The sequence below is a fragment of the Ruegeria sp. CDSC042 genome, from assembly GCF_059610745.1.
The window spans coordinates 724112-751011 of record NZ_JBXWOF010000001.1 but is presented as its reverse complement, the minus strand read 5'-3'; the positions used below and the strand labels follow the sequence as shown (position 1 = coordinate 751011).

The 26900-nt window shown below is 55.7% G+C and carries 24 protein-coding genes; 20 read left to right on the top strand and 4 right to left on the bottom strand.

The genetic code is table 11. The features are described 5' to 3' along the window. Positions 1-19 precede the first annotated feature (19 nt). Positions 20-925 (bottom strand): LysR family transcriptional regulator, encoded by a 906-nt coding sequence (locus AC2FHX_RS03810; protein WP_142633997.1) that lies wholly within the window; start codon positions 923-925, stop codon positions 20-22. Positions 926-1094: 169 nt separating this feature from the next. Between AC2FHX_RS03810 and AC2FHX_RS03805 the strand changes: the two genes are divergently transcribed. The 10 genes from AC2FHX_RS03805 (at position 1095) to AC2FHX_RS03760 (ending at position 12511) form a co-directional block, all read left to right on the top strand. Beyond that, complete coding sequence (locus AC2FHX_RS03805; RefSeq protein WP_496700238.1) at positions 1095-4514, top strand: indolepyruvate ferredoxin oxidoreductase family protein; 3420 nt, start codon at positions 1095-1097, stop codon at positions 4512-4514. A 78-nt stretch (positions 4515-4592) separates the two neighbouring features. Continuing rightward, positions 4593-5471, top strand: a complete 879-nt coding sequence (locus tag AC2FHX_RS03800) for a lysophospholipid acyltransferase family protein (protein ID WP_496700239.1) — start codon at positions 4593-4595, stop codon at positions 5469-5471. Between the two features lie 8 nt (positions 5472-5479). Further along, positions 5480-6289 carry a glutamate racemase gene (locus tag AC2FHX_RS03795; protein WP_496700240.1) on the top strand — a complete coding sequence of 270 codons (810 nt, stop codon included), beginning with the start codon at positions 5480-5482 and terminating at the stop codon, positions 6287-6289. Positions 6290-6383: 94 nt separating this feature from the next. Further along, on the top strand, positions 6384-7412 hold the full coding sequence (argC, locus tag AC2FHX_RS03790; RefSeq protein ID WP_496700241.1) for an N-acetyl-gamma-glutamyl-phosphate reductase: 1029 nt from the start codon (positions 6384-6386) through the stop codon (positions 7410-7412). Positions 7413-7419: 7 nt separating this feature from the next. After that, on the top strand, positions 7420-7866 hold the full coding sequence (ccmE, locus tag AC2FHX_RS03785) for a cytochrome c maturation protein CcmE (protein ID WP_142633987.1): 447 nt from the start codon (positions 7420-7422) through the stop codon (positions 7864-7866). A gap of 121 nt (positions 7867-7987) precedes the next feature. Next, entirely contained in the window at positions 7988-8599 is a 612-nt protein-coding gene (locus tag AC2FHX_RS03780; protein ID WP_496700242.1) for a holin-associated N-acetylmuramidase, read from the top strand. Then, positions 8590-9168, top strand: coding sequence for a holin family protein (locus AC2FHX_RS03775; RefSeq protein ID WP_496700243.1), 579 nt, complete (start codon positions 8590-8592; stop codon positions 9166-9168). Before AC2FHX_RS03780 ends, AC2FHX_RS03775 begins: the two co-directional genes overlap by 10 nt. Before the next feature lie 75 nt (positions 9169-9243). Beyond that, complete coding sequence (locus AC2FHX_RS03770) at positions 9244-11208, top strand: heme lyase CcmF/NrfE family subunit (RefSeq protein WP_142633981.1); 1965 nt, start codon at positions 9244-9246, stop codon at positions 11206-11208. After that, positions 11205-11663, top strand: a complete 459-nt coding sequence (locus tag AC2FHX_RS03765; protein WP_496691288.1) for a cytochrome c-type biogenesis protein — start codon at positions 11205-11207, stop codon at positions 11661-11663. Before AC2FHX_RS03770 ends, AC2FHX_RS03765 begins: the two co-directional genes overlap by 4 nt. 71 nt (positions 11664-11734) lie before the next feature. Continuing rightward, a complete protein-coding gene (locus AC2FHX_RS03760; protein WP_142633977.1) occupies positions 11735-12511 on the top strand; it encodes an enoyl-CoA hydratase-related protein in 777 nt (258 codons plus the stop codon). Between the two features lie 5 nt (positions 12512-12516). On the opposite strand, the gene bmt is transcribed toward AC2FHX_RS03760, so the two are convergent. Beyond that, positions 12517-13530, bottom strand: a complete 1014-nt coding sequence (bmt, locus tag AC2FHX_RS03755) for a betaine--homocysteine S-methyltransferase (RefSeq protein WP_496700244.1) — start codon at positions 13528-13530, stop codon at positions 12517-12519. 118 nt (positions 13531-13648) lie between these two features. Further along, a complete protein-coding gene (locus AC2FHX_RS03750) occupies positions 13649-13966 on the bottom strand; it encodes a DUF1476 domain-containing protein (RefSeq protein ID WP_496700245.1) in 318 nt (105 codons plus the stop codon). Between the two features lie 186 nt (positions 13967-14152). Here AC2FHX_RS03750 and purC point away from each other — a divergent pair, with 186 nt between their 5' ends. The 7 genes from purC (at position 14153) to AC2FHX_RS03715 (ending at position 23094) form a co-directional block, all read left to right on the top strand. Continuing rightward, entirely contained in the window at positions 14153-14908 is a 756-nt protein-coding gene (gene purC, locus AC2FHX_RS03745) for a phosphoribosylaminoimidazolesuccinocarboxamide synthase (RefSeq protein ID WP_271946969.1), read from the top strand. Between the two features lie 129 nt (positions 14909-15037). Then, positions 15038-15697: a MarC family protein gene (locus tag AC2FHX_RS03740; RefSeq protein ID WP_271946972.1), complete on the top strand. Its 660-nt coding sequence runs from the start codon at positions 15038-15040 to the stop codon at positions 15695-15697. A 95-nt stretch (positions 15698-15792) separates the two neighbouring features. Beyond that, positions 15793-16023, top strand: coding sequence for a phosphoribosylformylglycinamidine synthase subunit PurS (purS, locus tag AC2FHX_RS03735; protein ID WP_271946975.1), 231 nt, complete (start codon positions 15793-15795; stop codon positions 16021-16023). Between the two features lie 22 nt (positions 16024-16045). Next, on the top strand, positions 16046-16714 hold the full coding sequence (gene purQ, locus AC2FHX_RS03730) for a phosphoribosylformylglycinamidine synthase subunit PurQ (RefSeq protein WP_142633965.1): 669 nt from the start codon (positions 16046-16048) through the stop codon (positions 16712-16714). Positions 16715-16750: 36 nt separating this feature from the next. Next, positions 16751-18529, top strand: coding sequence for a sensor histidine kinase (locus tag AC2FHX_RS03725; RefSeq protein ID WP_496691283.1), 1779 nt, complete (start codon positions 16751-16753; stop codon positions 18527-18529). A gap of 12 nt (positions 18530-18541) precedes the next feature. Beyond that, positions 18542-19876, top strand: a complete 1335-nt coding sequence (locus AC2FHX_RS03720) for a sigma-54-dependent transcriptional regulator (RefSeq protein ID WP_142633961.1) — start codon at positions 18542-18544, stop codon at positions 19874-19876. A 506-nt stretch (positions 19877-20382) separates the two neighbouring features. Then, positions 20383-23094, top strand: coding sequence for an Rne/Rng family ribonuclease (locus tag AC2FHX_RS03715; protein WP_496700246.1), 2712 nt, complete (start codon positions 20383-20385; stop codon positions 23092-23094). Positions 23095-23139: 45 nt separating this feature from the next. Here AC2FHX_RS03715 and AC2FHX_RS03710 read toward each other — a convergent pair whose 3' ends face one another. Next, a complete protein-coding gene (locus AC2FHX_RS03710; RefSeq protein ID WP_271946987.1) occupies positions 23140-23373 on the bottom strand; it encodes a sulfurtransferase TusA family protein in 234 nt (77 codons plus the stop codon). A gap of 105 nt (positions 23374-23478) precedes the next feature. Here AC2FHX_RS03710 and AC2FHX_RS03705 point away from each other — a divergent pair, with 105 nt between their 5' ends. The 3 genes from AC2FHX_RS03705 (at position 23479) to AC2FHX_RS03695 (ending at position 26855) form a co-directional block, all read left to right on the top strand. After that, positions 23479-24231, top strand: a complete 753-nt coding sequence (locus tag AC2FHX_RS03705) for a cytochrome c biogenesis CcdA family protein (protein ID WP_271946989.1) — start codon at positions 23479-23481, stop codon at positions 24229-24231. Between the two features lie 63 nt (positions 24232-24294). Beyond that, the gene (locus AC2FHX_RS03700) at positions 24295-25509 is read left to right on the top strand and encodes a hypothetical protein (RefSeq protein WP_496700247.1); all 1215 of its coding nucleotides are present in this window, start codon (positions 24295-24297) and stop codon (positions 25507-25509) included. After that, positions 25506-26855, top strand: a complete 1350-nt coding sequence (locus AC2FHX_RS03695) for a cytochrome P450 (RefSeq protein WP_496700248.1) — start codon at positions 25506-25508, stop codon at positions 26853-26855. Before AC2FHX_RS03700 ends, AC2FHX_RS03695 begins: the two co-directional genes overlap by 4 nt. Positions 26856-26900: the final 45 nt, after the last annotated feature.

The following is a 26900-nucleotide window of genomic DNA, read 5'->3' as shown; positions in this document are numbered from 1 at the left end:
CTATGACGTTGACGCATAGCTATAGTTTCCCCATTTTCTTCAGGTGTTTACGCTGCGCGATGATCTCGTCCTGCACAAAATCGCGGAAGGCTGCTACGCGTTTGGAATGGCGTAACTCTTCGGGGTAGGCGAGATAAACAGGAACGTCAGCCGTTTCGATGTCTGAAAGTACCGGCAGCAGATGCGGGAAATCATGCGTGACATAATCGGGCAGCAAGCCAATTCCCAGATTGTGCAGTACGCCCTGCAAGACACCGAAATAGTTGTTCACTGTCAGCAACGACGCCGGGTTATAGGTCATCAGATGCCGTACCATTGCCGCACTGGCCCCTACTTGGGGGGCTGAGGGGGTCTGACAGATAAGTCGATGGCTCGAGATTTCTTCGAGGGAGGCAGGTTGACCGCTTTCCTTAAGATATTCCGGGGTAGCATAAAGCAGCATCTGTACTGTCATCAGGCGCTTGCGCACCAGATCAGCCTGGCTAGGCTCTTTCATACGGATGGCGACATCGGCCTCGCGCATTGGCAGGTCAAGAACGCGTTCCTCAAGCATGAGGTCGATATTTAGGTCCGGGTATTGTTCATACAGCTTTGGCAACCTCGGAGCGAGCCATAGGGTCCCGAACCCAAATGTGGTTGTGACCCGTAGCACACCAAAGACTTCTTCTTCGCTGTCTCGTATGCGCGCCGCTGCCGCGTCCAGTCGCTTGGACATTGCCGAGGTGGCGTCGAACAGCAGCTCACCCTGTTCGGTCAGAATCAGACCGCGGGCGTGACGATGGAACAACGTCGAATCAAGTGACTCTTCCAATGCCCGAATTTGTCTGCTGACTGCCGATTGAGATAGGTTCAGCTTATCGCCTGCATGTGTCAGGCTGCCCGCATCTGCAACCGCGTGAAATATCCTAAGCTTGTCCCAATCCATCGCCGCAACTTTCGTTATCCTGCCGAACGCCTATATGAAATAGGTGACAACTTCCACATTCAAACGGCGAAATCCTTGCGTTTCAGAGGATAAGCTCTAGGCAGGTCAGTTATTATGACCTAATATGGAAGCAGATGAAGCACACTGATCTGACGAGGGGAGGCGTTTGATGAGTAAGCCACAAATTTCTTTGAACGACCGTTTCGACCTAAATAAAAACACGGTTCTATTGAACGGCACTCAGGCGCTTGTGCGCCTTATGCTGATGCAAAAGGCGCGCGACACGAAATCGGGTCTGAACACTGCAGGATTGGTGACGGGATACCGCGGATCGCCTCTTGGAGCGGTCGACCAGCAGATGATGCGCGCGCAGAAACAGCTGACAGAAAGCGATGTCACTTTTCAATACGGTCTGAACGAGGATCTTGCGGCAACCGCGCTTTGGGGCAGCCAGCAGGCCGGGTTAAGGGGTGACGGCAAGTTCGATGGCGTCTTTGGTCTGTGGTACGGAAAAGGACCTGGTGTAGATCGGTCAGGCGACGTGATGCGCCATGCCAATATGGCAGGGACGGCGGCACATGGTGGCGTTCTGATGGCCATGGGGGATGATCACACGGGCGAAAGCTCGACCGTGCTGCATCAGTCCGAGTGGTCGCTGGTTGATATGTACATGCCAGTGGTCAGCCCGGCCGGAGTACAGGAGATACTCGACTACGGCGTTTACGGATTCGCGCTCAGTCGGTTCGCCGGTGTCTGGGTCGGCCTCAAGACCATGAAGGACACGATAGAGGTGACTTCGGTCGTTGATGGCAACCCCGATCGCATGAAAGTCGTGGTGCCCGAGTTTGATATGCCCGAAGGAGGGCTGAACATCCGGCTTGGCGATACGCCTCATCTGCAGGAAGAGCGCATTATTGATTACAAGCGTTTTGCGGCTGAAACGTTTTCACGGGCCAACCGGATGGACAAACGTGTCTGGGGCAAACCCGGTGCAAAGATCGGACTGGTGGCCGCTGGCAAGAACTGGCTGGACCTCGCCCATGCGCTTTCCCTGCTGAATATTGATGAGGCCGAAGCCGAGCGCCTTGGCATCACGACCTATAAGGTCGGACAGACGTTCCCACTGGACATGGCCGGATTTCACGACTGGGCAGAGGGTCTGGACCTGATCGTAATCGTTGAGGAAAAACGCAAGCTGATCGAGGTTCAGGTCAAAGAAGCGATCTTTGACGACCGCCGTGGTCGACGAGTCTATGGCTGGTACAAGGGCGGTGCTGGGACGCTGCATCGGGAAGAGCTGTTTCCCACCCGCGGTGCCCTTGATCCGAACATGATCGCAGAAAAGCTGGGCGGTATCCTGATTGAAGAAGGCCGTGATACCGACGGGGTCCGCGCAGGTTTGACCAAGTTGACCGAAGCGCGCCGGGCGGACAATGCCGAGGAAATAGCCTCGCGCCTTCCGTATTTTTGTTCTGGATGCCCGCATAACAGTTCGACCAAGGTACCAGACGGAAGCCGGGCCTATGCAGGCATCGGATGCCATTACATGGTTCAATGGATGGATCGAAGCACATTCGGCTTTACTCAGATGGGTGGCGAAGGGGCAAACTGGATCGGGGAAGAGCCGTTCTCGACCACCAATCATGTGTTCCAGAACCTCGGAGACGGCACCTATAACCATTCCGGTGTTCAGGCGATCCGGGCAGCTTTGTCGGCGGGTACGAACATCACCTTCAAGATTCTGTTCAACGATGCAGTCGCAATGACGGGCGGGCAGGGCAATGAGGGTGATCTGACCGCCGAAAGGATCGCGGCCGAGGTCAAGGCTATGGGCGTCACACATGTCGCGCTGGTCTATGACGAAAAAGAAGATGTAAACTTCAAAGCCTTACCCGCAGGAGTAGAGAGCTTTGAGCGCGCCGAACTGATGAATGTGCAAGAGAAATTCCGCACCTATGAGGGCGTCTCGGTCATCGTCTATGTCCAGACCTGTGCCGCTGAGAAACGCCGTCGCCGTAAACGCGGAACCTTTCCCGACCCAGACAAAAGGGTCTTTATCAATACGGATGTCTGTGAGGGCTGCGGTGACTGCGGCATCCAATCGAACTGTGTTTCGATTGTTCCCAAGGAAACCGAACTTGGCCGGAAGCGCGCGATTGACCAATCGAGCTGTAACAAGGATTTTTCGTGTCTGAGTGGGTTCTGCCCCTCCTTTGTAACGCTGGAAGGCGCGAAGATTCGCAAAGAAGCGACGACCGAACTTGATCTGCCCGATCTTCCGATGCCCGAGCTGCCTGAAATCATGGGCACACATAATGTTGTCATAACCGGCATCGGTGGGACCGGAGTTGTCACGCTGGGGGCAATTCTGGCACAGGCGGCCCAGATTGACGGCAAAGGCGCCGGAATGATGGAGATGGCAGGCTTGGCCCAGAAAGGCGGTGCGGTTCATATTCATTGCCGTATTGCCAACCGGCCAGAAGATATCAGTGCAATACGTGTGGCAACGGGTGAAGCCGACACATTGATCGGTGGTGATTTGGTTGTGTCCGCCGGGGCCAAAACACTTGGCCTGACACGCTTGGGTCAAACCGGAGCGGTGGTCAACAGCCACGAAACCGTTACCGGTGATTTCACGCGCGACACTAAGTTTAGGATTCCTGGTGAGAGGCTGGAATTGGCGCTGCAAGCACGATTGAAAGAAGACGTTTCCCTGTTTGATGCCACTGAGCTTGCGCGCGCAGTGATGGGAGACTCAATCTATTCGAACATGATGGTTTTTGGGGCCGCATGGCAGCGCGGGCTGATACCCGTCAGCCTCGATGCGGTGATTGCAGCCATTGATCTGAACGGAACGGCGGTAGAACGCAATAAAAGAGCCTTTGAGATCGGTCGTTGGGCGGTTTTACACCCGGAAAAAGTCGATGAGATTCTACGGCCAGGTGTTTCCGACCTCCCGAAATCACCAGAGCAGGTCATCGCGTTCCGCGCAGATCATCTGACCCAGTATCAAAGCGCTCGTTTGGCGAAACGCTACCGCAAAATTGTTGACTCGTTTGAGGATGCAGAAATTCGTGATGCTGTCGCAAAAGGGTATCATAAGCTGTTGTCTTACAAGGACGAATACGAAGTGGCCCGGTTGTTACTGTCCAGTCGGGAGAAAGCCGCCGCTGAATTTGATGGCGAATTCAAAATGACTTTCCACCTTGCCCCACCGCTGCTTGGTGGCAAAGGACCAGATGGCCGACCCCGCAAACGGAGTTTCGGCGAATGGATGCTGAAGCCGCTGAAATTCATGTCTCGGCTAAAAGTTCTTCGAGGTACTCCGCTGGATATCTTTGGCTATAGTGTCGAACGTCGAATGGAGCGCGCGCTGATCAAGCAATATGAGCGTGATCTCAAAGAGATCACTCCGCTGATTTCCATCCAAACAAAGGATGCCGTAATTTCACTCGCCAAGTTGCCCTTGGATATCAAAGGTTTTGGACCCGTCCTTAAGGCGAATGAGGCGAGCGCCGCCAAACGCAGAGAGGAATTGTTGACCACGATACGGAACGGAGGACCTGAATTTCAGGCCGCCGCCGAGTAATTCGTCACAACCGTGTCACGACAGCTAGGCAAAATTGTTACTTGCATTTAAAATGCAGGTACAAAACCGGAGACTTCCATGCCCTCGCGACGCCATGTTGCACGTGACATTTCTTATGCCTATTCCGCTGAAACCAAAAGCGGACGGATGATCATCAAGCTTATGGAGAACACCACAGGCCGCCTGCGCCTTATCAGGCGTGCTGATGGGTACGAAAAAGACGTGGCCAACGGGCGAGATTTCTGGTCGGTCATGGTTGAGAGATACGGTTTGTCTCTGGATGTGGTTGGCGGGTCATTGTCTAATATTCCCCGTGATGGCCCTCTGATTCTGATTGCCAATCACCCATATGGAATTCTGGATGGGTTGATGATGGGGCACATGTTGTCCAGTACGCGTGGGGATTTTCGCATTCTGGCCAACCATGTGTTTCGTAAGGCAGAGGATCTGAATCGGGTCGTTCTGCCGATTTCATTCGACGATACAAAAGCTGCGATGAAGCAGAACCTGGAGACCCGCAAGAAAGCTTTGAACTATCTGGGCGAGGGCGGTGCGATTGGCATATTTCCCGGCGGTACCGTCAGCACAGGGGCAAAGCCTTTCTCGTACCCGATGGACCCGGGCTGGCGTGGCTTCACGGCGCGGATGGTTGCCAAATCAGACGCGACAGTTGTGCCGGTCTTTTTTGACGGTCATACCTCACGCCTGTTTCAGATCGCCAGCCATCTGCACAATACATTGCGCATGGGATTGCTGATCAAGGAATTCAAAAAACGCGTTGATACCCCGGTCCAAGTGGTGATCGGAGAGCCCATCGGCCGCGACGTTCTGGACCCGTTGGCCAAGGATACGCGCAAGATGATGGATTTCTTGCGCAAAGCAACGTATGAGCTGTCTCCAAAGCCACTAAAGTCTTATGACTATGGCTATGAATTTGAGGAACGGCATCGCGCCTAAAGGGGCAAATGGCAGTAGGCATTTTTGATTCTGGTTTGGGCGGTCTGACCGTTCTGAACGCCGCGCAGAAACGTCTTCCCGACGTTGATTTCCTGTATTACGCGGACAGCGCACATGCGCCTTACGGGGTGCGTGATGTAGAGAATATCTATGAGCTGACCCGGGGTGCGGTGAACGACCTCTGGAACCGGGGATGTGATCTGGCGATTCTGGCCTGCAATACGGCCAGCGCTGCTGCTTTGCGGCGGATGCAAGAAGAGGGGGTGCCTCAAGGCAAGCGCGTCTTGGGCGTTTTTGTTCCATTGATTGAAGCGCTGACTGAGCGGCAATGGGGCGACAACAGCCCGCCGCGTGAAGTCGCGGTCAAACATGTCGCTTTGTTTGCGACCCCGGCCACCGTATCCAGTCGCGCGTTTCAACGCGAATTGGCCTTTCGTGCGATTGGCGTAGATGTTGAGGCGCAGGCCTGCGGTGGGGTCGTTGATGCAATCGAGGAAGGCGACATGATCCTGGCCGAAGCGCTGGTGCGAAGCCATGTGGACGCCCTGAAACGCAAGATGCCAGAGCCTCAGGCCGCAATTCTGGGCTGTACGCACTATCCCTTAATGGCTGAGGCGTTTCAGAAGGCCTTAGGACCCGACGTTGAGGTGTTCAGCCAGGGTGATCTGGTTGCAGAAAGTCTGGCAGACTATTTGCAGCGGCACCCGAACATGCAGGGTGCGGCGAAGGGCGGTTATCTGACCACTGGTAAGCCAGGCGTTGTCAGTGATCGCGCCACCCAGTTCCTCCGACGACAAATTACTTTCGAGGCTGTCTGACTTTGGTCAAAGACGCGGCCTGAAAGAACCCGTAATCCCATGACCGTCACAGTGGCGGGCATGAACAGTGGCATACAGTTTCAAGAGGTCCAAGATGACCCACAAAATCGCAATTCTGGGCGCTTCGGGTTATACCGGCGCTGAACTGGTTCGGTTGATCGCCGAGCATCCGAATATGGAAATCGCTGCACTTTCTGCCGAGCGGAAAGCCGGACAGCCGATGGCGCAGGTATTTCCACATTTGCGGCACCTGGAATTACCGGTTCTTTGCAAGATTTCGGAAATCGACTTTTCAGGGATCGACCTGTGCTTTTGCGCGCTGCCACATAAAACCAGCCAGGAAGTTATCCGCGATCTGCCGAAGGACCTTAAAATCATCGACCTGTCCGCCGATTTCCGGCTACGCGACCCTGAGGAATATGAAAAATGGTATGGCAACCCTCATGCGGCTTTGGAGCAGCAGGAGGAGGCCGTTTACGGCCTGACCGAGTTTTATCGCAATCAAATTCGCACGGCCCGCTTGGTTGCCGGAACAGGCTGCAACGCCGCCACCGGACAATATGTTTTGCGCCCCTTGATTTCGGCTGGTGTCATTGATCTGGATGACATCATTCTGGACCTCAAATGCGCGGTGTCTGGTGCCGGGCGGTCGCTGAAAGAAAACCTGCTGCATGCCGAACTTAGCGAAGGGTATAACGCATATGCTGTTGGCGGTACGCATCGGCATTTGGGGGAATTCGATCAAGAATTTTCTGCCCTTGCAGGGCGCCCGGTCAATGTTCAGTTCACTCCACATCTGGTTCCAGCAAACCGGGGTATCCTAGCCACTACATATGTCAAAGGTGACCCCACGAGCGTTTATGAAGCGCTCGTGAAAACCTATGAAAGCGAACCATTTATCCAGATTCTGCCATTTGGCGAAACACCCTCGACCCACCATGTGCGCGGCTCGAATTTCTGCCATATCGGCGTGGTCAGCGACCGGATCGAGAGGCGCGCCATTGTGATCGGAGCACTGGATAACCTGACAAAAGGTAGCAGTGGCCAAGCCTTGCAGAACGCTAACCTAATGTTAGGTGAAGCTGAAACTGCGGGTCTGATGATGGCCCCACTTTTCCCATGAGGAACAAATGAAAACGCTCAAGAAACGTCGTCGCGTTCAGATCATCCTTCTGTCAATCGTTGCTTTGGCAGTGTCTACGGCGTTGATCGGATACGCTATGCAGGACGGCATCAATTTCTTCCGCTCGCCCAGTGAAGTAATGGCAGAGCCGCCAAAACCGACTGAAGTATTCCGGATCGGTGGTCTGGTCGAAGAGGGTTCGATCGTGCGGGGGCAAGGGGAAACCGTGCGTTTTGTGGTGACGGACGGAGGCGAAAGTGTGCCGGTCACGTTTACTGGAGTTTTGCCTGATTTGTTCTCGGAAAACCAGGGTATGATTGGCACCGGAAGCTACGTAAACGGAGTCTTTGAAGCCTCAGAAATTCTTGCGAAACACGATGAGACCTATATGCCAAAAGAGGTTGTGGACGCGTTGAAAGAACAAGGTATTTACAAGGAGGCCGGCGAGAGCTGAGCCATAGGCTTTGAGATCGGAATTCGGGCGTTGCGTGGATCGATATGCAGCGCCCTTTCTATTTTCGCTGTATTAACAGAATTGTCCGAGCGTTTGTCTGTCCCAAGTTGGAGAACAGTACATGCAGACGGTTCGGCAGATCGCGGAACAGATAGTTACGCGTGAAGGTGGTTTTGTCGATGACCCCGACGATCCGGGTGGAGCGACAAAATTCGGTGTAACAGTCCATACCATGCGCAGATTGCAACTGGACCTGACGCAGGACGGGATGGTTGATGTATCCGATGTAAGGCGGCTGAGCCGGTCGCAGGCCGTTGAAATCTTTATCCGCCACTATTTCTCAAAACCGCGATTACACCTACTGCCTAACATTCTGCAGCCATCTGTCTTCGACATGTACGTGAATTCAGGCGCTCAAGCTGTTAAAATTATGCAACATTTGCTGCGTGAAATGGGGTATCGTGTCGTCGTAGATGGCGTTGTAGGCCCGCAGACGGCGCAGGCTTGTAGTGCTGCGTCTGAACCGGACCCTGTCGCGCTGCGGGATGCCTATGGCGTTGCCAGGAGAAACTATTATTTCCGGATAGCGGAACATCGTCCAGCCTCTCGCAAATATGCTCGGTCCCGGTCTGGGGCAAAAGGTGGCTGGATACGACGCGCTGAGGAATTCCTGTCACCGACCTATCATCTTAGCGACGCAGAATTTCAAAGGAGGGTTTCTGAATGGGGCTGATCTCGGGGATATTTGCGTTCTTGTTTGGCGAGGGCCGGAATGTCGTGCGTGAAACAACCGAAGTCTTTCGTGAAAATGCTGAGCAGGGCGCTAAACGCGACCTGACGCGACAACAGGGAGTACTGGAACAGTATAGGGCTGAGTTCGAGCGGGTTCAAAAAGGTGCATTTGACCGTTTTATGGATGGGCTCAACCGGCTGCCGCGCCCCGCCATGGCCTTGGGAACATTGGGACTGTTTGTCGCCGCTATGGTAGATCCGCTTTGGTTTGCCGCTCGGATGCAGGGGATTGCGTTGGTGCCTGAGCCCTTGTGGTGGTTGTTGGGCGTGGTCGTCTCGTTCTATTTCGGCGCAAGACACCAGACCAAGGTGCAGGATCTGCAGCGTGAAATTTCGGCAACGATGACACGTACTCCGAAAGTTATGGAAAACATCGAAACACTGGCAGAGATGCGGGACCGTTTGATTGGGGTCGCTGATACTGGGACAGATGCAGGCTTAGCCGATGAGGTCCTAAAGCCCGATTTCAACCCTGCGCTCGAGGATTGGCGGCGGGGTCGGTCCGCCTGACCCGCGACACTATGTGCGTCCTGCAGAGGCGAAAGTGATTGGTGATTGTCCCTCAACAGGAATATATGCGGGACCATGATTACAGAACTTGGTCACTTCGCGCTGATACTCGCCTTTCTCGTCGCCATCGTTCAGACGGTCATTCCGCTGATAGGGGCGGCGAAACGGTGGACTGGCTGGATGTCCTTCGCAGAAACCGCCGCTATTGCACAGTTTCTGTTAGTCGCCTTCTCTTTCGCGGCGTTGGTCTGGGCCTTTACCACCTCTGATTTCTCATTGCGGATAGTGGTTGAAAACAGCCATTCCGCCAAACCGATGCTGTATAAAATCAGCGGCACGTGGGGCAACCACGAAGGGTCAATGTTACTGTGGGTCCTGATCGTCGCAGTTTTCGGGGCCATGGCCGCTTTTTTTGGCGCAGGGTTACCTCCGACGCTCAAAGCGCGCGTGCTGGCGGTTCAGGCGGCCGTAGGGGTGGCGTTTTACGCTTTTATCCTGCTCACCTCGAACCCATTTGACCGTCTGATTATCGCCCCGTTCGATGGGCGGGATCTCAACCCATTATTGCAAGATCCAGGTTTGGCATTCCACCCGCCGTTTCTGTATCTGGGCTATGTCGGCCTGAGCATGGCATTCAGCTTTGCAGTGGCCGCGCTGATCGAAGGGCGCGTGGATGCCTCTTGGGGGAGGTGGGTGCGTCCCTGGACGCTGGCCGCATGGATTTTTCTGACCATTGGGATCGCGCTTGGATCCTGGTGGGCCTACTACGAGCTGGGCTGGGGCGGGTTCTGGTTCTGGGATCCGGTCGAAAACGCTTCTTTCATGCCGTGGCTATTGGCGGCAGCCCTGTTGCATTCTGCTATCGTGGTCGAAAAGCGTGAAGCGCTGAAGAGCTGGACCATCCTTCTGGCGATTATCGCCTTTGGCTTTTCGCTGATCGGGACGTTCATTGTGCGATCGGGGCTTTTGACTTCGGTACATGCCTTTGCCAATGATCCTGAACGCGGCGTGTTTATCCTGATCATTCTTGTGGTCTTCATTGGCGGTGCGTTGACACTCTATGCGGCACGCGCGCAAGCGATGGAGGCCAAGGGCGTGTTTGGTATGGTCAGCCGCGAAAGCGCCCTGGTGCTGAACAATATTCTACTGGCGGTCAGCTGTTTCGTTGTGTTCTTCGGAACCTTGTGGCCGATGGTGGCCGAGATGGCATTTGATCGCAAACTCTCGGTCGGCGCGCCGTTCTTTAATGCGGCGTTCACACCGTTCATGGTTGCGCTGGGGATTGTATTACCGCTTGGTGCAATGCTTCCGTGGAAACGTGGAAAGCTTGGCAAGGCGGCGCATTCGTTGCGGTTCGCATTCCTTCTGGCGGTTGCGCTTGGCTTGCTCGTTTGGGTCATGCAGACCGGTCGCAGCGCATTGGGACCCGTGGGGCTGTTTCTGGGGGCCTGGATCACATTTGGCGCTATTGTGGACCTTTGGAGCCGTACTGGAAGAAAAAACAACCTGCAGCGTCTGTTCAGACTGCCCGGTGCCGATTGGGGCAAGGCTGCAGCCCATACCGGACTGGGGGTTACGATCTTTGCCATCGCCGGGCTGACCGCATGGGAGGTCGAGGATATCCGCGTTGCGCAGACGGGGCAGCCTTTCGAGGTTGGCCAGTTCACCCTGACACTTGAACAGGTTCGGAATGTCGAGGGGCCCAACTATTTCTCAACCACAGCCGATGTAAAGGTCGAACAGGCCGGTCGAACAATCGCAACACTGCATCCGGAAAAACGCGACTACCCAGTTTCAAGGATGCCAACGACTGAAGCTGCGATTGACTATCGGTTTCTCAGGGATCTTTACGTCGTCATTGGAGATCAGCAGGCAAATGGTGGCTGGGTCGTGCGGACTTATATCAAGCCTTTAGCGAATTGGATTTGGGGCGGGTGCCTACTGATGGCGCTCGGAGGCGTTCTTAGCCTGTGCGACAGGCGTTTTCGCGTTGCGGCAGGCGCGCGCAAGACGCCGACGCAGGGGGTTCCGGCGGAATGAAACGGTTTCTACTGATACTGCTTTTGCTGGCAACGCCAAGCATGGCTGTCCAACCTGACGAGGTGCTTGATGATCCGATCCTGGAACAGAGGGCGCGGGATCTGAGTGCCGGCTTGCGCTGTCTGGTTTGCCGCAACGAAAGTATAGACGAAAGCAATGCAGGATTGGCCCGTGACTTGCGCCTGTTATTGCGCGAACGCCTGGTGGCCGGCGATACAGATGGACAGGCGATTGACTTTATCGTTGATCGCTACGGCGAATATGTTTTGCTAAGGCCAACAACGTCAGGATCGAACATCCTTTTGTGGCTGGCCGGTCCGATCATGCTTTTGATCGCTGTGGCGACTGGTTTCAGCTTTTTACGCAAAAGATCGGCGGAACAGGACCGAAGGGAAGGTGACGGCCTCCTTAGCGACGCCGAGAAAGAACGATTACGCGAAATCCTCAAAGATTGACCTTCGGTTCACCTTTTCCTTCATTGGAAATTGAGGCAGGGTCGCAGGCGCAGCGAACCTTGGAGGGGTGGATGGAATACGAAGCGATCCTGTTGGACATTGCGGATGATCTAGCAGTGGTAACTCTGAACCGCCCAGAGAAGTTGAACGCAATGACCGCTCAGTTGCGGGCCGAAGTCACGCACGCGATGAAACACGCTGCCACCCATGCCCGCGCGATTGTTTTGACCGGTAAGGGAAACGCTTTTTGCTCGGGTCAGGATTTAGGTGATGCCTCAAGCACCGGGAAGATTGATCTTGAGCGCACGCTGCGCGACGAATACGAGCCCATGCTTGAAGCAATCTATAATTGCCCGGTTCCAACAATCGCCGCAGTAAATGGCGCTGCTGCGGGGGCAGGGGCCAATCTGGCGCTATGCGCGGATATCGTGATCGCGACGGAGAGTGCTTATTTCCTGCAGGCTTTTGCCCGTATCGGCCTGTTGCCCGACGCTGGAGGCACCTGGTTTATGCCGCGCCAGATGGGGTTCGCCAAAGCCATGGGCGCTGCTCTTTTTGCCGATAAGATCAGTGCTCGTCAGGCCGACGACTGGGGCCTGATCTGGGAAGCCGTTCCCGACGCGGAGTTCGAAGCGCATTGGCGCAAGCGGGCCATGTATCTGGCCAAAGGTCCAACCTCAGGGTTTGGCGCCATCAAAAAGGCTATTCGCGGCACCTATGAAAACACTCTGCCGCAACAGCTCGAGGCAGAGGCGCATCTGCAAGGTGAATGTGGCCGCAGCCGAGACTTTTCCGAAGGCGTCGTTGCCTTCATGCAAAAACGCCCCCCGAAATTCGAAGGGCGTTGAGGTTGTCAGGCGCGGCGGCGTTTACGCACGCGGCGTTCCGGAAGGGCAGACTCGCCAGTCCCGTCAGTTGCGGATGAGAACGGGCCCAGCGCGTCCGTGATCTGATCAAGGGTTGGGCGTATACCGGAGGGGGCAGCGTCAAGCGCAGCTCTCATGTGCCGCAGATGCTCGGGCATTGTGCCGCAACACCCGCCGATAATGCTTGCGCCAGCCTCTCGTGCCATGGTCGCATAATGGCCCATCAGTTCCGGCGTGCCGTCATAATGAATATGTCCATCCACATATTTCGGAATACCGGCATTGCCTTTTGATATCAGAGGCCGTTCCGTACCTTGTGCGACAAATCCAAGGACAGTGCGCAGAATATCAGACGCGCCAGTCCCGCAATTTGCGCCAAAGGCAACCGGCGGGTTAGGGAGCGTTTCAACCAACTGAGCAAAGTCGGCGGATGTGACACCCATCATTGTGCGGCCAGCCGTGTCAAAGCTCATCGTGCCACACCAAGGCATATCGACCAGCGCAAAGGCTTCTGCCGCGGCCCTGAACTCTTCTGGGGCGCTGATGGTTTCGACCCAAAGAACATCGACACCGCCGTCCTTCAATGCCTGCGCCTGTTCGTGGAACATTTCCACGGCATCGGCATGGGACAGGGCGCCAACAGGCTGCATGATCTCGCCGGTTGGTCCGACCGATCCCGCGACGATAACCGGACGGTTGGCTTTGTCAGCAACCTCACGGCCAAGTTCTGCGCCTGCGCGGTTCAGTTCAGCGACCCGGTTCTGAGCCTCGTGCAGTTTGAGACGTGCAGATGTCCCGCCGAATGTATTGGTCAGGAAAAGGTCGCTGCCTGCGTCCACCGAACCCTGATACAGCGCGCGGATTTTATCCGGCGCATCCACGTTCCAAAGCTCGGGGGCGTCGCCCGACTGCAGGCCCATGTTGAATAGGTTTGTACCTGTTGCTCCATCCGCCAAAAGAGTCGTGTTGGAGTCCAGAAGTTTGCTGAGCGCATTTGTCATAAGAATATTCCGAAACTGGCGAGCCGCGCTAAAAATGCGAGACGCCCCGTGTCTCATGACCGGGGCGTCAAATCAAATTCATAAATCTCATGAAGATCATGAATATTGCGGGGAGACCTTAGTTAGTTTCGTTGAGAACCTGTGCTTTGGCCTCGACCAGAAACTCGGCCATCTTTGCACGGATATCGTCATCCGAAGACAGATCCCCGAGATCGCCGGAAACTTTGCGCACGACATCTTCGTGCCCGGTTTCTTCCAGGTCTGAAATCACAACGGATTTTGCGTATTCATCGGCTTCACTACCGGTTTTGCCCAGTTTTTCGGCCGCCCAAAGGCCAAGCAGTTTGTTGCAACGCGCCTGTGCTTTGAACTGCATTTCTTCATCATGGGCGAATTTTGCTTCGAATGCATTTTCGCGCTCGTCAAACGTAGTCATCAGTTGGACCCCTTGGGTTGGTAGTTCTTTCCTTAATGATATGACGATACGACGATCCGGGTGCAAGGTATTTGCGCTGCGTCAAAGCCTCTCGGTCCTCGGAACTTGCGGGAAGGTGGGGGTTGGACTAAGAGAGCGCCAAGGCGAAGGAACTTTTTCCCTCGCGACAGTCTGGAAAGGTCGCTCATGGCGCGTCGCAAGAAAATTTACGAAGGTAAGGCCAAGATTTTGTATGAAGGCCCTGAACCGGGTACAATCGTGCAGTATTTCAAGGATGACGCCACCGCCTTCAACGCTGAAAAGAAGGACGTGATCGACGGGAAAGGTGTGCTGAACAACCGCCTGAGCGAATACTTCATGAACGGACTGAATCAAATCGGTGTACCGACCCATTTCATCCGTCGCCTGAACATGCGCGAACAGTTGGTCCGCAACTGCGAAATCGTACCGCTTGAAGTTATTGTGCGCAATTTCGCGGCTGGCACGATGTCCAAACGCCTTGGCATTGCCGAGGGGACACAGCTGCCGCGCCCGATAGTAGAATACTGCTACAAGGACGATGCGTTGGGTGATCCTCTTGTCACCGAAGAACATATCGCCGCCTTTGGCTGGGCCAGCCAGCAGGACATGGAAGACATTCTTAGCCTAGCATTGCGGGTGAATGATTTCATGAGCGGTGTGATGCTGGCGGTTGGCATTCGTCTGGTCGATTTCAAAATTGAAATCGGTCGCGTCTATGAAGGTGACTTCCAGCGCCTGATCATAGCGGATGAAATCAGCCCAGACAGCTGCCGTCTTTGGGATATCGAAACCGGCCAGAAGCTGGACAAGGACGTGTTCCGCCGCGACCTGGGCAGCCTGACCGACGCCTATTCGGAAGTTGCGCGTCGACTAGGCGTTCTGCCGAAAAGCAATGTGTCCAAACCGACCTTGATCAACTGATCGAACGCCGAAGAACAACGCAAAAACGCCGCCGATATTGGGCGGCGTTTTTATTTGAGATCGGGTATTTGACAGGGCCGCAGCTTGTCCGGCATTGTTTGTTGAACAAGCGTAATCGGGTGAACAAAAATGGCCGAGCTATTTGATCAGGCAGTATTTTTAAAGTTCCTCGCTGCGCTGCTGGCGATTTTCAACCCGCTATACGGCATCCCGATCTTCCTCAGCATGACCGAGGGGTACAGCCCGCCAGAACGTAAACGCGTTGCAATGGTTGTGACAGCCACGGTTGTGATTGTATCACTGATTTCGGTACTGATCGGCGAAGAAATTCTGGCGCTTTTCGGTATCGACATTCCGTCTTTTCGCATCGCTGGTGGGTTGATCATTCTTGGGGTTGGCATGTCGATGCTGAACGCGTCTGACCGGTCAGAAAGCGATCAGAAAGCCGTTAAAGATGGCGCGCAGAAGAAAAACATTGCGGTTGTTCCCCTGGCTATCCCGTTGACGATTGGGCCCGGCACTATTGCGACAACCATTGTGTTCGCGCATAGTTTGCCCGACGGCGCCGAGGTAGTAACATTGGGGGCGGCCGTTTTGATTGCCTGCGCTATTGTCGGGCTGGGATTGTTATTCGCTGACCCTATTTCCAGGTTCTTTGGGCCGACAATGATCAATGTGATCACCCGTGTTATGGCCATCATTTTGGTTGCCGTAGCGGTTGAAATGGTTCTGACAGGGACCTTCAACGCAATAGATACGCATTATCCCGCGCTAAAGGGGTCCGGGTAGGTGCTGACAAGGGTTGTCGAACGCCGACAGTCGCGCTATCCCCGCGCACAACGGAACGGGCCTCAAATACCGGCCCTCAGCTGGAGTTGCAGTAAATGAAAGCACGTGTGCATGTGATGCTGAAAACCGGGGTACTTGACCCGCAGGGTGAAGCGGTGCGCCACGCATTGGGTGCCATGGGTTTTGAACAGGTCGAAGGCGTCCGTCAGGGCAAGGTGATTGATCTTGAACTCGCCGAGGGTGCGACGGAATCGGACGTCACCGAGATGTGCGAAAAACTGTTGGCTAACACGGTCATCGAACGCTACGAGATCGAACTGGTCTGAACCGCTTGCAGGAGGGCTAGCCATGCGCGCAGCTGTCATCGTTTTCCCCGGTTCCAACTGTGATCGGGATCTTGCCGTTGCCTTTGAACAGGCCGGGTTCCAGGTAGACATGGTCTGGCATAAAGATGCCGCTCTGCCCAAGGGCGTGGACATTGTCGGTGTCCCCGGCGGGTTTTCTTATGGAGACTACCTGCGCTGCGGAGCGATTGCCGCACAATCCCCGATCTGCAAGGCCGTGGTGGACCACACCGAACGGGGTGGGTATGCGGTTGGTATCTGTAACGGTTTTCAGATCCTGACCGAAACGGGCATTCTGCCCGGCGCTCTGCTGCGCAATGCGAACCTAAAATATATCTGTCGTACCGTAGGCCTGAAGGTTGCAACCAGCGACAGCGCCTTTACCCAAGGCTATAACGCTGGCGATGTGATCGGCATTCCGATTGCGCATCATGATGGAAACTATTTCGCGGATGAGGCTACATTGTCCGCGCTCAGGGATCACGACCGGATCGCATTCACCTATACCGAGAATCCAAACGGCTCGGTTGGCGACATTGCGGGCATTCTGTCTGAAAACCGCCGTGTTCTTGGTATGATGCCGCATCCCGAACGGGCGGCAGACGAAGGGCATGGTGGCACCGATGGAACGGCATTGTTTCGCGCATTGTCGGGCATTGTCGCACCGGCGTGACTTGAGCTTGCATCTTAGCCCGCGTAACTTTCGTGGATGAGTTCCGACACACGCTCTACCTGGTCTGCACTGTTCAAACCGCTCCGCGCTGCGCCTCTTGGCTGGCCTTTGCGCGCGGCTGTATTGGTGCTTTTGCTGGCAACGGTTGCGACGATATGGATAACCAACAGTCTGCTGACGGATCGGTTTACTGAATCCACGCGAAACCGGGCCGAGCTGCGCCTTGCTCTGTATTCCGGGAACCTGCTGAGCGAGCTGCGCAGAAATGCGATTGTACCGCAGCTATTGGCACGCGACCCGACGCTGATTTCGGCGCTGCAATCCAGCGATTTTACACTGTCCACGCAGCGACTTATTTCTTTTGTCGAAGAGATAGGCGCCGCATCCTTGATGCTTTTAGACCGGGATGGCCGATCTGTTGCCGCAACCGATCGCAATCGCTTGGGCGAGACGCACCGGAACGCGCCGTATTTTGTAGATTCCATTCGGTCAAACTCGACCATCTTCACCGTGATTGAAAAGGAATCCGGTGGTTACAGCTTTATCTATTCGCGCCGGATGGAGGCCTCGTCGGACATCCTTGGTGTCATCGTTGTCGAGGTTGATCTGCAGAAATTCGAACGCGCCTGGGCAGGGATCTCCGATGCTGTTCTGGTCGCTGACAGTACGGGCACCATTATTCTGTCGACTGAACCGCAATGGCGCGGAGTAGAGGAGGGGGCCGCCATGCTGCGGCAGCCGCCGCAAAGTGCCATCCAGCGCGCTATCAGGGCTACGACCGATTGGACGGCTCTGCCCCCCGACGCCTATTTACAGGGCGAGGCGGTGATCCGCATGGAGACACGCATTCCATTCCGCGGCTGGACCATGACCTCGTTCACTACCTACGCCTCGATCCGTGAGAAGGTAAACAGCGTTCTTGCATTGGAAATCATGGGTTTTGCGATTCTGTTGGCGCTTGCCTTCTATGCGCTCAGCCGTAGGGCCACGTTCAGAATGGCCTTGTTCCAGCGCGAGTCGGCAGAGCTTCGCGCATTGAACGCAAGGCTGCAGCGGGAAATCGCTGAGAGGGAACGGGTTGAAAAGACGCTGGAAGTGGCCGAACAGACGCTTGCCCAAAGCTCGAAACTCGCCGCCTTGGGCGAGATGTCGGCCGCTGTCAGCCACGAGCTGAATCAACCTTTGGCTGCAATGAAGACCTATCTTGCCGGCGCGCGTTTGCTGCTGCGACGGAACCGCCCCGAAGAGGCGCTGGCCAGCTTTGGCCGCATCGACGGCCTGATTGAACGGATGGGCGCAATTACACGCCAGCTCAAGTCCTATGCCCGCAAGGGTGCGGATGCGTTTTCACCAGTTAACCTTGGCGAAGCGCTCGCTTCGTCCCTCTCCATGATGGAGCCGCAACTGCGTCAGAGGCACGTCAAGATTACGCAGATACTGCCGGAAGAAACCGTATTGGTCATGGGCGACCGCATGCGGATCGAACAGGTGATGGTGAACCTCTTGCGTAATGCCTTGGACGCCACCAAGTCTGTATCGGAACCGGATGTTGAAATCATACTGGCCGCGGGTGACCAAGCGGTGCTGACTGTACGCGATAATGGCTATGGGATTGAAGACATCGAAAACCTGTTTGAGCCGTTCTACACGACCAAACAACCCGGCGATGGAGTCGGTCTGGGGCTTGCCATCTCATCCGGTATCGTGAACGACCATGGGGGACGGCTGACCGCGCGCAACAGCCAGCACGGTGGCGCGGTGTTTGAGATGCAACTGCCGATACTTGGAAGCGATGGCCTTGAGGCCGCTGAATAACGAGGAATGAATATGGCACAGGCCATGAAAATCGCCATTGTTGATGACGAACAGGACATGCGCCAGTCGATCAGCCAATGGCTGGCACTGTCGGGATATGACACTGAAACCTTTTCCAGTGCCGAGGATGCACTGAAAGTTCTGGGTCCGGATTATCCGGGTATCGTCATATCGGACATCAAGATGCCTGGTATGGACGGGATCCAGCTGTTGAAAAAGCTGATGGGCGCGGACAGCACCTTGCCGGTCATCATGATTACCGGCCACGGTGACGTGCCAATGGCGGTTGAGGCCATGCGCGTGGGTGCGTTTGATTTCCTCGAAAAGCCGTTTAACCCGGATCGGATGTCCGAACTGGCCAAACGTGCCAGCAATGCCCGCCGGTTGACGCTGGACAATCGGGCCCTGCGCCGCGAGCTGTCCGGTGGCACTCAGATTATGAACAAACTCATCGGTGCCAGCCCCGTGATGGAGCGCCTGCGCGAGGATATTCTGGATCTGGGGCAGGCTGACGGTCATGTTCTGATCGACGGAGAAACCGGCACCGGGAAAACCCTGGTTGCACATGCGTTGCACGCTGTTGGCAGTCGCGCAGGCAAAAAATTTGTTCTGGTTTCGTGTGCTGCCCTCGAAGAAGAGGCCTTGGGAAAGCGTCTGTTCGGCCCGATGATGCCAGAAGACAGCCAGTTGCCCGCGATTGAGGAAGCCCGGGGTGGAACCCTGGTTCTGGAGGATGTCGAGGCGCTCAGCGATACGCTTCAGGCGAAACTGCTGAGTGTCATGAATGATCAGGGCACGCCTGCAGAAACCCGCATCGTCGCCATTTCCAACCTGCAGGAAGCTGGGAAAACCAGCGAGGACGTTCTGCGCCCTGATCTGTTCTACAGGCTTGCAGCATTGCGGATCACAATGCCGCCGCTGCGTCAGCGCGGCGAAGACATTCTGACCCTGTTCACACGGCTGAGCGAGCAATTCGCCGAAGAATACGGCTGCGATGCACCTCAGGTCAGTGCGCAAGAGGCGGCTCAGCTTTTGCAAGCGCCGTGGCCCGGAAACGTACGGCAGCTGATAAACATCGCGGAACGTGCCGTGCTGCAATCTCGTCGCGGATCGGGGACGATCGCGTCCCTGTTGATGTCTGATCACGAAGAAATGCAGCCCGTGATGACGACCGAAGGCAAGCCGCTCAAGGAATATGTCGAGGCATTCGAGCGGATGCTGATCGACAATACCATGCGGCGGCATAAGGGGTCGATTGCCTCGGTTATGGATGAACTATGCCTGCCGCGTCGGACATTGAATGAGAAGATGGCCAAATATGGCCTGCAACGTTCCGATTACCTGTGACGGGCTTGAGGCGATGCCTTTGTCGCCCTTTGGGTGATACCAAGTAATGTTTTTAGCTGGATAACGAGATCCCGACCGGTGGTCGGGGTCTTCAATGCAGTTTGCCCATTGTCTTTTCCACAGGACTGCTTTTATTGTAACCAGACGGGCCGGGCGGATTTGACGCCGAAAAGTCCCGATCTTTGAGATTCGCTGCAACGCCACTGGTGGAGACCAGGTCCCACACTGGCCAAGCAGACCGATTGTGCCCCTTAACGGGGTGATTGAACGCCTGAGCCCGCAGAAAAGCGGGCGAAAGGAATAAATGGGCAGGCAGCGGTCGTTCGCGCCTGTCGGAGAAGAACCGCGATGACGCGCGCGCAACGACTGAGTGTACGGGCAGGGGGCCACAGTGCCAGACCCTGCAGCGCGCCGTCTGAAATCGCCCTGACAAGACACCACCCCAAAAGCACCTGTCCTCCTGGACGGGTTAGGACAACGCGTTTGGCGCGGTGCACCAAGGAAACATGGCTAAGAAAATGCTTATCGATGCCACCCACGCGGAAGAAACCCGCGTCGTGGTGGTTGACGGAAACAAGGTCGAGGAATTTGATTTTGAATCCGAAAACAAACGTCAGCTTGCTGGCAACATATATCTAGCAAAAGTTACACGGGTCGAACCCTCGCTGCAGGCAGCTTTTGTTGACTATGGCGGAAATCGCCACGGATTCCTGGCGTTCTCCGAAATTCATCCCGACTATTATCAGATTCCCGTCGCTGATCGCGAAGCTCTGATGGAAGAAGAGCGCGCCTATGCCGAGGCAATGCGTGCGCGTGATGAGGCTGAGGAAACCAAGCCCAAAAGACGCCGTTCGCGCTCGCGGGCCAAGGCCGCCGATATCAAATCGGATGATGCAGTGGAATCGGTCGAGGTCTCGTCCGAACCCACAGGCATGGAAACGATTGACCTGGATGAGAGCGATGAGGCCAATGATCCTTCTTTAGAAGAAGGAACATCTCCGGCCGATCATGTGGCAGAAACTCCGGTAGAAGAGCCGACGGACGAACCGGAGGCAGAAGAAGCAACCGCAGAAACTGAAGACGCGCCTGCGGAAGAAGTCGACCAATCAGATGCTAGCGCTGATCAAGTCGGCACGGACGAAGAGGCCGGGGCGCAGGAAAGCGCCGCGACTGAGACGGACGCGGATGACGCGACAAGCGCTGAAGCCAACGCCGATGACGCCCCTGACGAGGTTGGCGACGACGAAGAAGAAAACACCCGTACGGACGCCACCGCAAAAGACGAGACTATTGAGTCGGTTGCCGACGAAGATGACAGCGAAGACATCCGTCCACCGCGCAAACCGCGCGCGCGCCGGTACAAGATTCAAGAAGTCGTCAAAGTACGCCAGGTTCTGCTTGTGCAGGTCGTCAAGGAAGAGCGTGGCAACAAAGGTGCAGCTCTGACCACTTATTTGTCACTTGCTGGCCGATATTGTGTTTTGATGCCGAACACCGCGCGGGGCGGCGGCATCAGCCGTAAGATTACCAACGCGCCTGATCGCAAAAAGCTTAAGGAAATTGCGGCTGAGATTGACGTTCCGACAGGGGCCGGTCTTATCATTCGGACCGCCGGGGCGAAACGCACCAAATCCGAAATCAAGCGCGATTACGAATATCTGCAACGTATGTGGGAACAGATCCGCGAGCTGACGTTGAAATCCATCGCGCCTGCGAAGATCTATGAAGAAGGCGACCTGATCAAACGGTCGATCCGCGATCTCTATAATCGCGACATCGACGAGGTTCTGGTCGAAGGCGAGGGCGGATATCGCATCGCCAAGGACTTCATGAAAATGATCATGCCGTCGCACGCCAAGAATGTGCAGCGGTACGAAGAAGCGCTGCCATTGTTCGCGCGCTATCAGGTGGAAAGCTATCTGGCGGGGATGTTCAACCCGACAGTACAGCTGAGATCGGGTGGCTATATCGTGATCGGCGTAACCGAAGCGCTTGTCGCGGTCGATGTGAACTCGGGTCGGGCAACCAAAGAAGGTTCGATCGAGGAAACGGCACTGAAGACCAACCTTGAGGCCGCCGAAGAGGTGGCTCGCCAGTTGCGCCTGCGTGATCTGGCCGGTCTGATCGTCATCGACTTTATCGATATGGACGAGCGGAAGAACAACGCCGCTGTCGAAAAACGCCTGAAAGAAAAGCTGAAAACAGATCGTGCGCGCATCCAGGTTGGTCGTATATCTGGTTTTGGTCTGATGGAAATGAGCCGACAGCGCCTGCGTCCCGGTATGTTGGAGGCAACGACACAGCCTTGTCCGGCATGCCATGGCACCGGCCTGATCCGTTCGGATGACAACATGGCGCTGAGCATTCTGCGCCAGATCGAGGAAGAAGGCACGCGCCGTCGCTCACGCGAGGTGCTGGTGCGCTGCCCGGTCAGCATCGCCAACTTCCTGATGAACCAAAAGCGCGAGCATATCGCACAAATTGAGGCGCGCTATGGTCTGTCGGTTCGCATCGAAGGGGATGTGCATCTGGTAAGCCCTGATTTCTCGATGGAGAAGTTCAAGACCGCCAGCCGGATTGTTCCCGAAGCCAGTGCGCCGGTTGTATCGGTTGATGCCACGCTGATGGAAATGGTCGACGCCTCTGAAGAAGAGACCGTCGAGGAAGAAACGCCGCAGGCTGAAGATGAAACCAAACCCAAGCGCAAGCGCCGTCGGCGTCGTCGCAAGAAGGGCAATGGTGGTGCCGAGGGGCAGGATTCTAACGGGCAGGAGGCTGATGAAGATACATCTGAAGCGTCCGAGGAAGCTGTGGAAGAGCCTGCAACAGATGCCGTAGTAGCGGTGGAAGAGACGCAGGAAGAAGCGCCTGCCAAGCCTAAACGCCGCCGCGCTCCGCGTCGCAAAAAGAAGGACGCCGAAGATGCCGAGACGATAACCGCACAGGTCGTCGAAGCTGAAACGGAAGCTCCGGCAGAAATCGAAACTGTCGAAGCCGAAGCAGCACCGAAACAGGAAACGGTTTCGGAAACTGCCGTGCCGACAGAAGAAACGCCGGAAGCGGCAGAGCCTGTTCAAGAGGTTGTTGCGGTTGAAGCCACTGAGGAACCAGCAGTAGAAGTCACAGAGCCTGTGCTGGAAGTGGTTGCGGATGAACCGGAAACGCCATCGGAGCCTGCCAAGCCAAAACGGCGCGGTTGGTGGTCGTTGGGCCAGTAACTTGAAAAGGCGGGCCTCAGAGCCCGCCTTTTTCTTTGATAGGCCTCAAACGGACTTCTGGATGGTGTAGACCTGATGCCCGTCAGATTCTTCCTGTGACAGCAATCGATGTCCACTTTCCATGCAGAAATGTGGAACATCAATGACTGCAGCGGGATCATCCGCCAGCACTTTCAAGACCGCTCCCGCGGGCATTGACTTGAGCCGTTTACGGGCCTTCAGGACGGGCAGAGGGCACAGCAGCCCCAACGCGTCCAGTGTCTCGGTTTGGTTTGACATGTACCTGAGATATTTCCACTTTCAGACGGTGTCCAGCGTGCAACCACGAGGATGTGACCGAATGGCCCCGTGACGCGGGCGACTTCATGACATATGTGCTGAAACATGTTCGGAATTGATATCATTGACGCAGGGCTGTTGCCCGCCATGTTCATCGCATTGCTCGGTGGGTTGATCAGCTTTTTATCGCCTTGCGTGCTGCCGATTGTGCCGCCCTATCTCGCCTATATGAGCGGCGTCACGATCAACGAGATGCAGGATGAGGCCCGTGCACGCAGAAAGGCGACACTTTCAGCGCTGTTCTTTGTTATGGGGCTGTCCACGGTGTTTCTGTTGCTTGGCTTCACAGCCTCTGCGTTTGGGGCGTTCGTGCTGCAGAACCAGGTGCTGTTCGCCAAGATTTCGGGCGCGGTTGTCATAGTCTTTGGCCTGCATTTCCTGAACGTTTTCCGCATCCCATTCCTTGACCGTGAGGCCCGGATCGAAGCCGGCGACAGCGGCGGGTCTGTCTTTGGGGCCTATATTCTGGGTCTGGCGTTCGCCTTTGGCTGGACGCCCTGTATCGGCCCGCAACTGGGTGCGATCCTGTCGCTGGCTGCCTCCGAGGCATCCGTCGCACGTGGGACATTGTTGCTGGGCGTCTATGCAGCGGGTCTTGGCATACCTTTCCTGCTCGCCGCGATGTTCCTGAACCGATCCATGTCGGTGATGAACCGAATAAAGCCCCATATGGCACTGATCGAGAGGATCATGGGTGGACTGTTGCTGTTTGTTGGTATCATGCTGATCACCGGCCTGTTCACTGAGTTCAGCTGGTGGCTGTTGGAAGCCTTCCCCGCGCTGGCAAACTTTGGGTAACCCTCTTATCTGACTTACTTTGGCTGTAATGCTGCGCTAACCTGCGTCGCAGAAGGTAAGACCATGAGCAGTCAGACAAATCAGCCTCGGGTGAAACGGCGTAGGGTATTCTATATTCCCGGATATGACCCGATCCCCCCACGGCGCTATCGCGAGCTTTACCGCAGTGAAAGCGCAAGACAGGCGGCTATTTCAGGGTATGAAATCTCGGTCTCACCCAAAACCGGAGAGGGCTTGTATGGATGGCACGTCCATTCGGTTCAGGACGGGGCTGAAGTTCACACAGATGTCGAGGTGCTGGTCTGGTCCGACATCGTACGCACCAGCATGTCGAATTCGATTGCGGCCACCTATCTGCAGATGCTGCGTACGGCATGGATCTATATCTCTACCGGCGTGTTATGGCGCCTGATGCGATTGCGCAAAGGTCCGGTGATAGCCGCGCTTTATCCGATCGTGATGCTGATCGCACAGCTTTTGGTCGCAATGGCTGTGGTCATCGGATTGACAGTTCTGCTTGCGCCGGTCCTGTCTTTGGTGGCGTTGGTTCTGTCTATTGGTGTTGCCTATGTGCTGATGCTGTGGTTCCGGAAAATCGACAACAAGCTGTTCGTCTATTACCTGATGCACGATTACGCCTATTCAGCGGCTTCAGGCGGTAAAACGCCTCCTGAATTGGCCGGACGCCTATCGAAGTTCACAAATGCGATTGCCGCAGCTCTTACCGATGAGACGGATGAGGTTCTGATCGTCGGCCACAGTTCCGGCGCTCATCTGGGTGTCACGGTTCTGGCCGATCTGATCCGATCCGGACGGGTGGGCACAGACGGGCCTGAGCTGTCCTTTCTGACATTGGGGCAGGTGGTTCCCATGGTCTCGTTCCTGCCCAACGCATATGATCTGCGCGCGGACCTGGGGTTTCTTTCGAAACGCGAAGACTTGGCTTGGGTCGACATTTCTGCACCCGGGGACGGCTGCGCATTTGCTCTGTGTGATCCTGTCGCTGTAAGCGGGGTAGCCGATGCCGGTCAGCGCTGGCCCTTGGTGTTATCTGCCGCGTTTACGCAAACGCTGTCAGCAGAACGGTGGCGCGCCCTGAGGTGGCGGTTTTTCAGACTGCACTTCCAATATCTCTGCGCCTTTGATCACCCGGACAGGTACGATTATTTCCGCGTGACTGCCGGGCCTCTGTCGCTTGGGCATCGGTTCGCAGGGCGTAAACCCTCGGGATCACGGATTGCGCAATCCGTGTCCAAATATGTATCGGTGCAGCCATGACCCCGCCAAAACCCACATCGCGGCCAGACAGGGTTTCGCTGTGGCGCTATTTCAGGTTGTTTCGCAAGGACATCCTGTCGGCACAGCCGCAGCGATTGTACCGCGCATGGATGGCCGAGTTTAAGACGCCGTTCTTTCGATCATACCTGACGAACCAACCAGAACTTGTTGAAACCGTTCTGAAAAAACGCCCCGATGATTTTCCGAAATCAGACCGTATTGGCGAGGGTCTGCGGCCGTTGCTGGGGAATTCGGTCTTTCTGACCAATGGTGAAAACTGGAAACGCCAGCGCCGGGTTATCGACCCGGCGTTTGAGGGCGGGCGCCTGAAAGATACCTATCCGGCCATGGTCCAGGCGGCAGAGGCCTGCGTCGCGCGTCTGCGCGGGCAGGCCGCTTCTGTCATCGAGTGCGAAGAGGTCACCAGTCACGTCGCCGCGGATGTGATCTTTCGAACGCTTTTTTCTGTACCGATTGAAGACCGCGTTGCGTCTCAGGTTTTTGAGAAATTCCGGACCTATCAAAGAGAGCAACCGCTGTTGAATTTGGCGGCGTTTCTGCCTCTGCCCAAATGGATGCCGCGGCTACATTCCAGAAAAACTCGCAAGACCGCGCGTGAAATCAGGACGCTGATCACCGAAATGACCGCTCAACGCGCGAGGATGATTGAGGCCGGGCAGGCGCCGCATGATCTGGCAACAAAGATCATGACAACGGCTGATCCCAAGACCGGCAAGTGTTTTGACACGCAGGAGATGGTTGATCAGGTGGCGATCTTCTTTCTGGCAGGCCACGAGACCAGCGCTTCTGCGTTGGCTTGGGCATTGTACCTTTTGGCGACCCACCCGGATTGGCAGGACAAGCTGGCGGCCGAGGCGCAAGGCCTGGACCTATCCGATTTTACCTCCGTATCGCTGTTGAGACTCAGCCGCGATGTATTTCGCGAAACGCTGCGATTGTACCCTCCGGTCCCGATGATGGTGCGAGAGGCCACATGCCCGGAAACCTTCAGGGGCCGGGCGATTAAACCGGGCTCGCAGATAGTCATCAGCCCATGGCACCTGCATCGGCACGAACGTCTGTGGGCAGACCCCGACGGGTTCGACCCGTCCCGCTGGGCCAAGGGCAATGACGAAAGTTGTCCCAGAGAGGCTTTCATCCCATTCTCGGCCGGGTCGCGCATTTGCATCGGTGCCGGATTTGCAATGGTCGAAGGTCCGCTATTGCTGTCGTCACTACTGCGGAAGTTCAGGTTCGAAATCTCGGACATGCCAGAGCCGGTTCCGGTGGCTCATCTGACCGTCAGATCCAAAGATGGAATTTGGTTGCGCCTGGTTGAGCGCTAACAAACTACCATCGGCATGCTCCATGCTGTATGCGGTTGAAAAACG

What these genes read in the sequence shown, in the direction of transcription:
- bmt (WP_496700244.1), bottom strand. Translation starts at nt 13,530, where the DNA reads ATGACAAATGCGCTCAGCAAACTTCTGGACTCCAACACGACTCTTTTG.
- AC2FHX_RS03760 (WP_142633977.1), top strand. Translation starts at nt 11,735, where the DNA reads ATGGAATACGAAGCGATCCTGTTGGACATTGCGGATGATCTAGCAGTG.
- purS (WP_271946975.1), top strand. Translation starts at nt 15,793, where the DNA reads ATGAAAGCACGTGTGCATGTGATGCTGAAAACCGGGGTACTTGACCCG.
- AC2FHX_RS03795 (WP_496700240.1), top strand. Translation starts at nt 5,480, where the DNA reads ATGGCAGTAGGCATTTTTGATTCTGGTTTGGGCGGTCTGACCGTTCTG.
- AC2FHX_RS03705 (WP_271946989.1), top strand. Translation starts at nt 23,479, where the DNA reads ATGTTCGGAATTGATATCATTGACGCAGGGCTGTTGCCCGCCATGTTC.
- AC2FHX_RS03715 (WP_496700246.1), top strand. Translation starts at nt 20,383, where the DNA reads ATGGCTAAGAAAATGCTTATCGATGCCACCCACGCGGAAGAAACCCGC.
- ccmE (WP_142633987.1), top strand. Translation starts at nt 7,420, where the DNA reads ATGAAAACGCTCAAGAAACGTCGTCGCGTTCAGATCATCCTTCTGTCA.
- AC2FHX_RS03770 (WP_142633981.1), top strand. Translation starts at nt 9,244, where the DNA reads ATGATTACAGAACTTGGTCACTTCGCGCTGATACTCGCCTTTCTCGTC.
- AC2FHX_RS03800 (WP_496700239.1), top strand. Translation starts at nt 4,593, where the DNA reads ATGCCCTCGCGACGCCATGTTGCACGTGACATTTCTTATGCCTATTCC.
- AC2FHX_RS03780 (WP_496700242.1), top strand. Translation starts at nt 7,988, where the DNA reads ATGCAGACGGTTCGGCAGATCGCGGAACAGATAGTTACGCGTGAAGGT.
- AC2FHX_RS03720 (WP_142633961.1), top strand. Translation starts at nt 18,542, where the DNA reads ATGGCACAGGCCATGAAAATCGCCATTGTTGATGACGAACAGGACATG.
- AC2FHX_RS03810 (WP_142633997.1), bottom strand. Translation starts at nt 925, where the DNA reads ATGGATTGGGACAAGCTTAGGATATTTCACGCGGTTGCAGATGCGGGC.
- AC2FHX_RS03805 (WP_496700238.1), top strand. Translation starts at nt 1,095, where the DNA reads ATGAGTAAGCCACAAATTTCTTTGAACGACCGTTTCGACCTAAATAAA.
- purC (WP_271946969.1), top strand. Translation starts at nt 14,153, where the DNA reads ATGGCGCGTCGCAAGAAAATTTACGAAGGTAAGGCCAAGATTTTGTAT.
- AC2FHX_RS03775 (WP_496700243.1), top strand. Translation starts at nt 8,590, where the DNA reads ATGGGGCTGATCTCGGGGATATTTGCGTTCTTGTTTGGCGAGGGCCGG.
- AC2FHX_RS03700 (WP_496700247.1), top strand. Translation starts at nt 24,295, where the DNA reads ATGAGCAGTCAGACAAATCAGCCTCGGGTGAAACGGCGTAGGGTATTC.
- AC2FHX_RS03765 (WP_496691288.1), top strand. Translation starts at nt 11,205, where the DNA reads ATGAAACGGTTTCTACTGATACTGCTTTTGCTGGCAACGCCAAGCATG.
- AC2FHX_RS03750 (WP_496700245.1), bottom strand. Translation starts at nt 13,966, where the DNA reads ATGACTACGTTTGACGAGCGCGAAAATGCATTCGAAGCAAAATTCGCC.
- argC (WP_496700241.1), top strand. Translation starts at nt 6,384, where the DNA reads ATGACCCACAAAATCGCAATTCTGGGCGCTTCGGGTTATACCGGCGCT.
- AC2FHX_RS03725 (WP_496691283.1), top strand. Translation starts at nt 16,751, where the DNA reads ATGAGTTCCGACACACGCTCTACCTGGTCTGCACTGTTCAAACCGCTC.
- purQ (WP_142633965.1), top strand. Translation starts at nt 16,046, where the DNA reads ATGCGCGCAGCTGTCATCGTTTTCCCCGGTTCCAACTGTGATCGGGAT.
- AC2FHX_RS03710 (WP_271946987.1), bottom strand. Translation starts at nt 23,373, where the DNA reads ATGTCAAACCAAACCGAGACACTGGACGCGTTGGGGCTGCTGTGCCCT.
- AC2FHX_RS03740 (WP_271946972.1), top strand. Translation starts at nt 15,038, where the DNA reads ATGGCCGAGCTATTTGATCAGGCAGTATTTTTAAAGTTCCTCGCTGCG.
- AC2FHX_RS03695 (WP_496700248.1), top strand. Translation starts at nt 25,506, where the DNA reads ATGACCCCGCCAAAACCCACATCGCGGCCAGACAGGGTTTCGCTGTGG.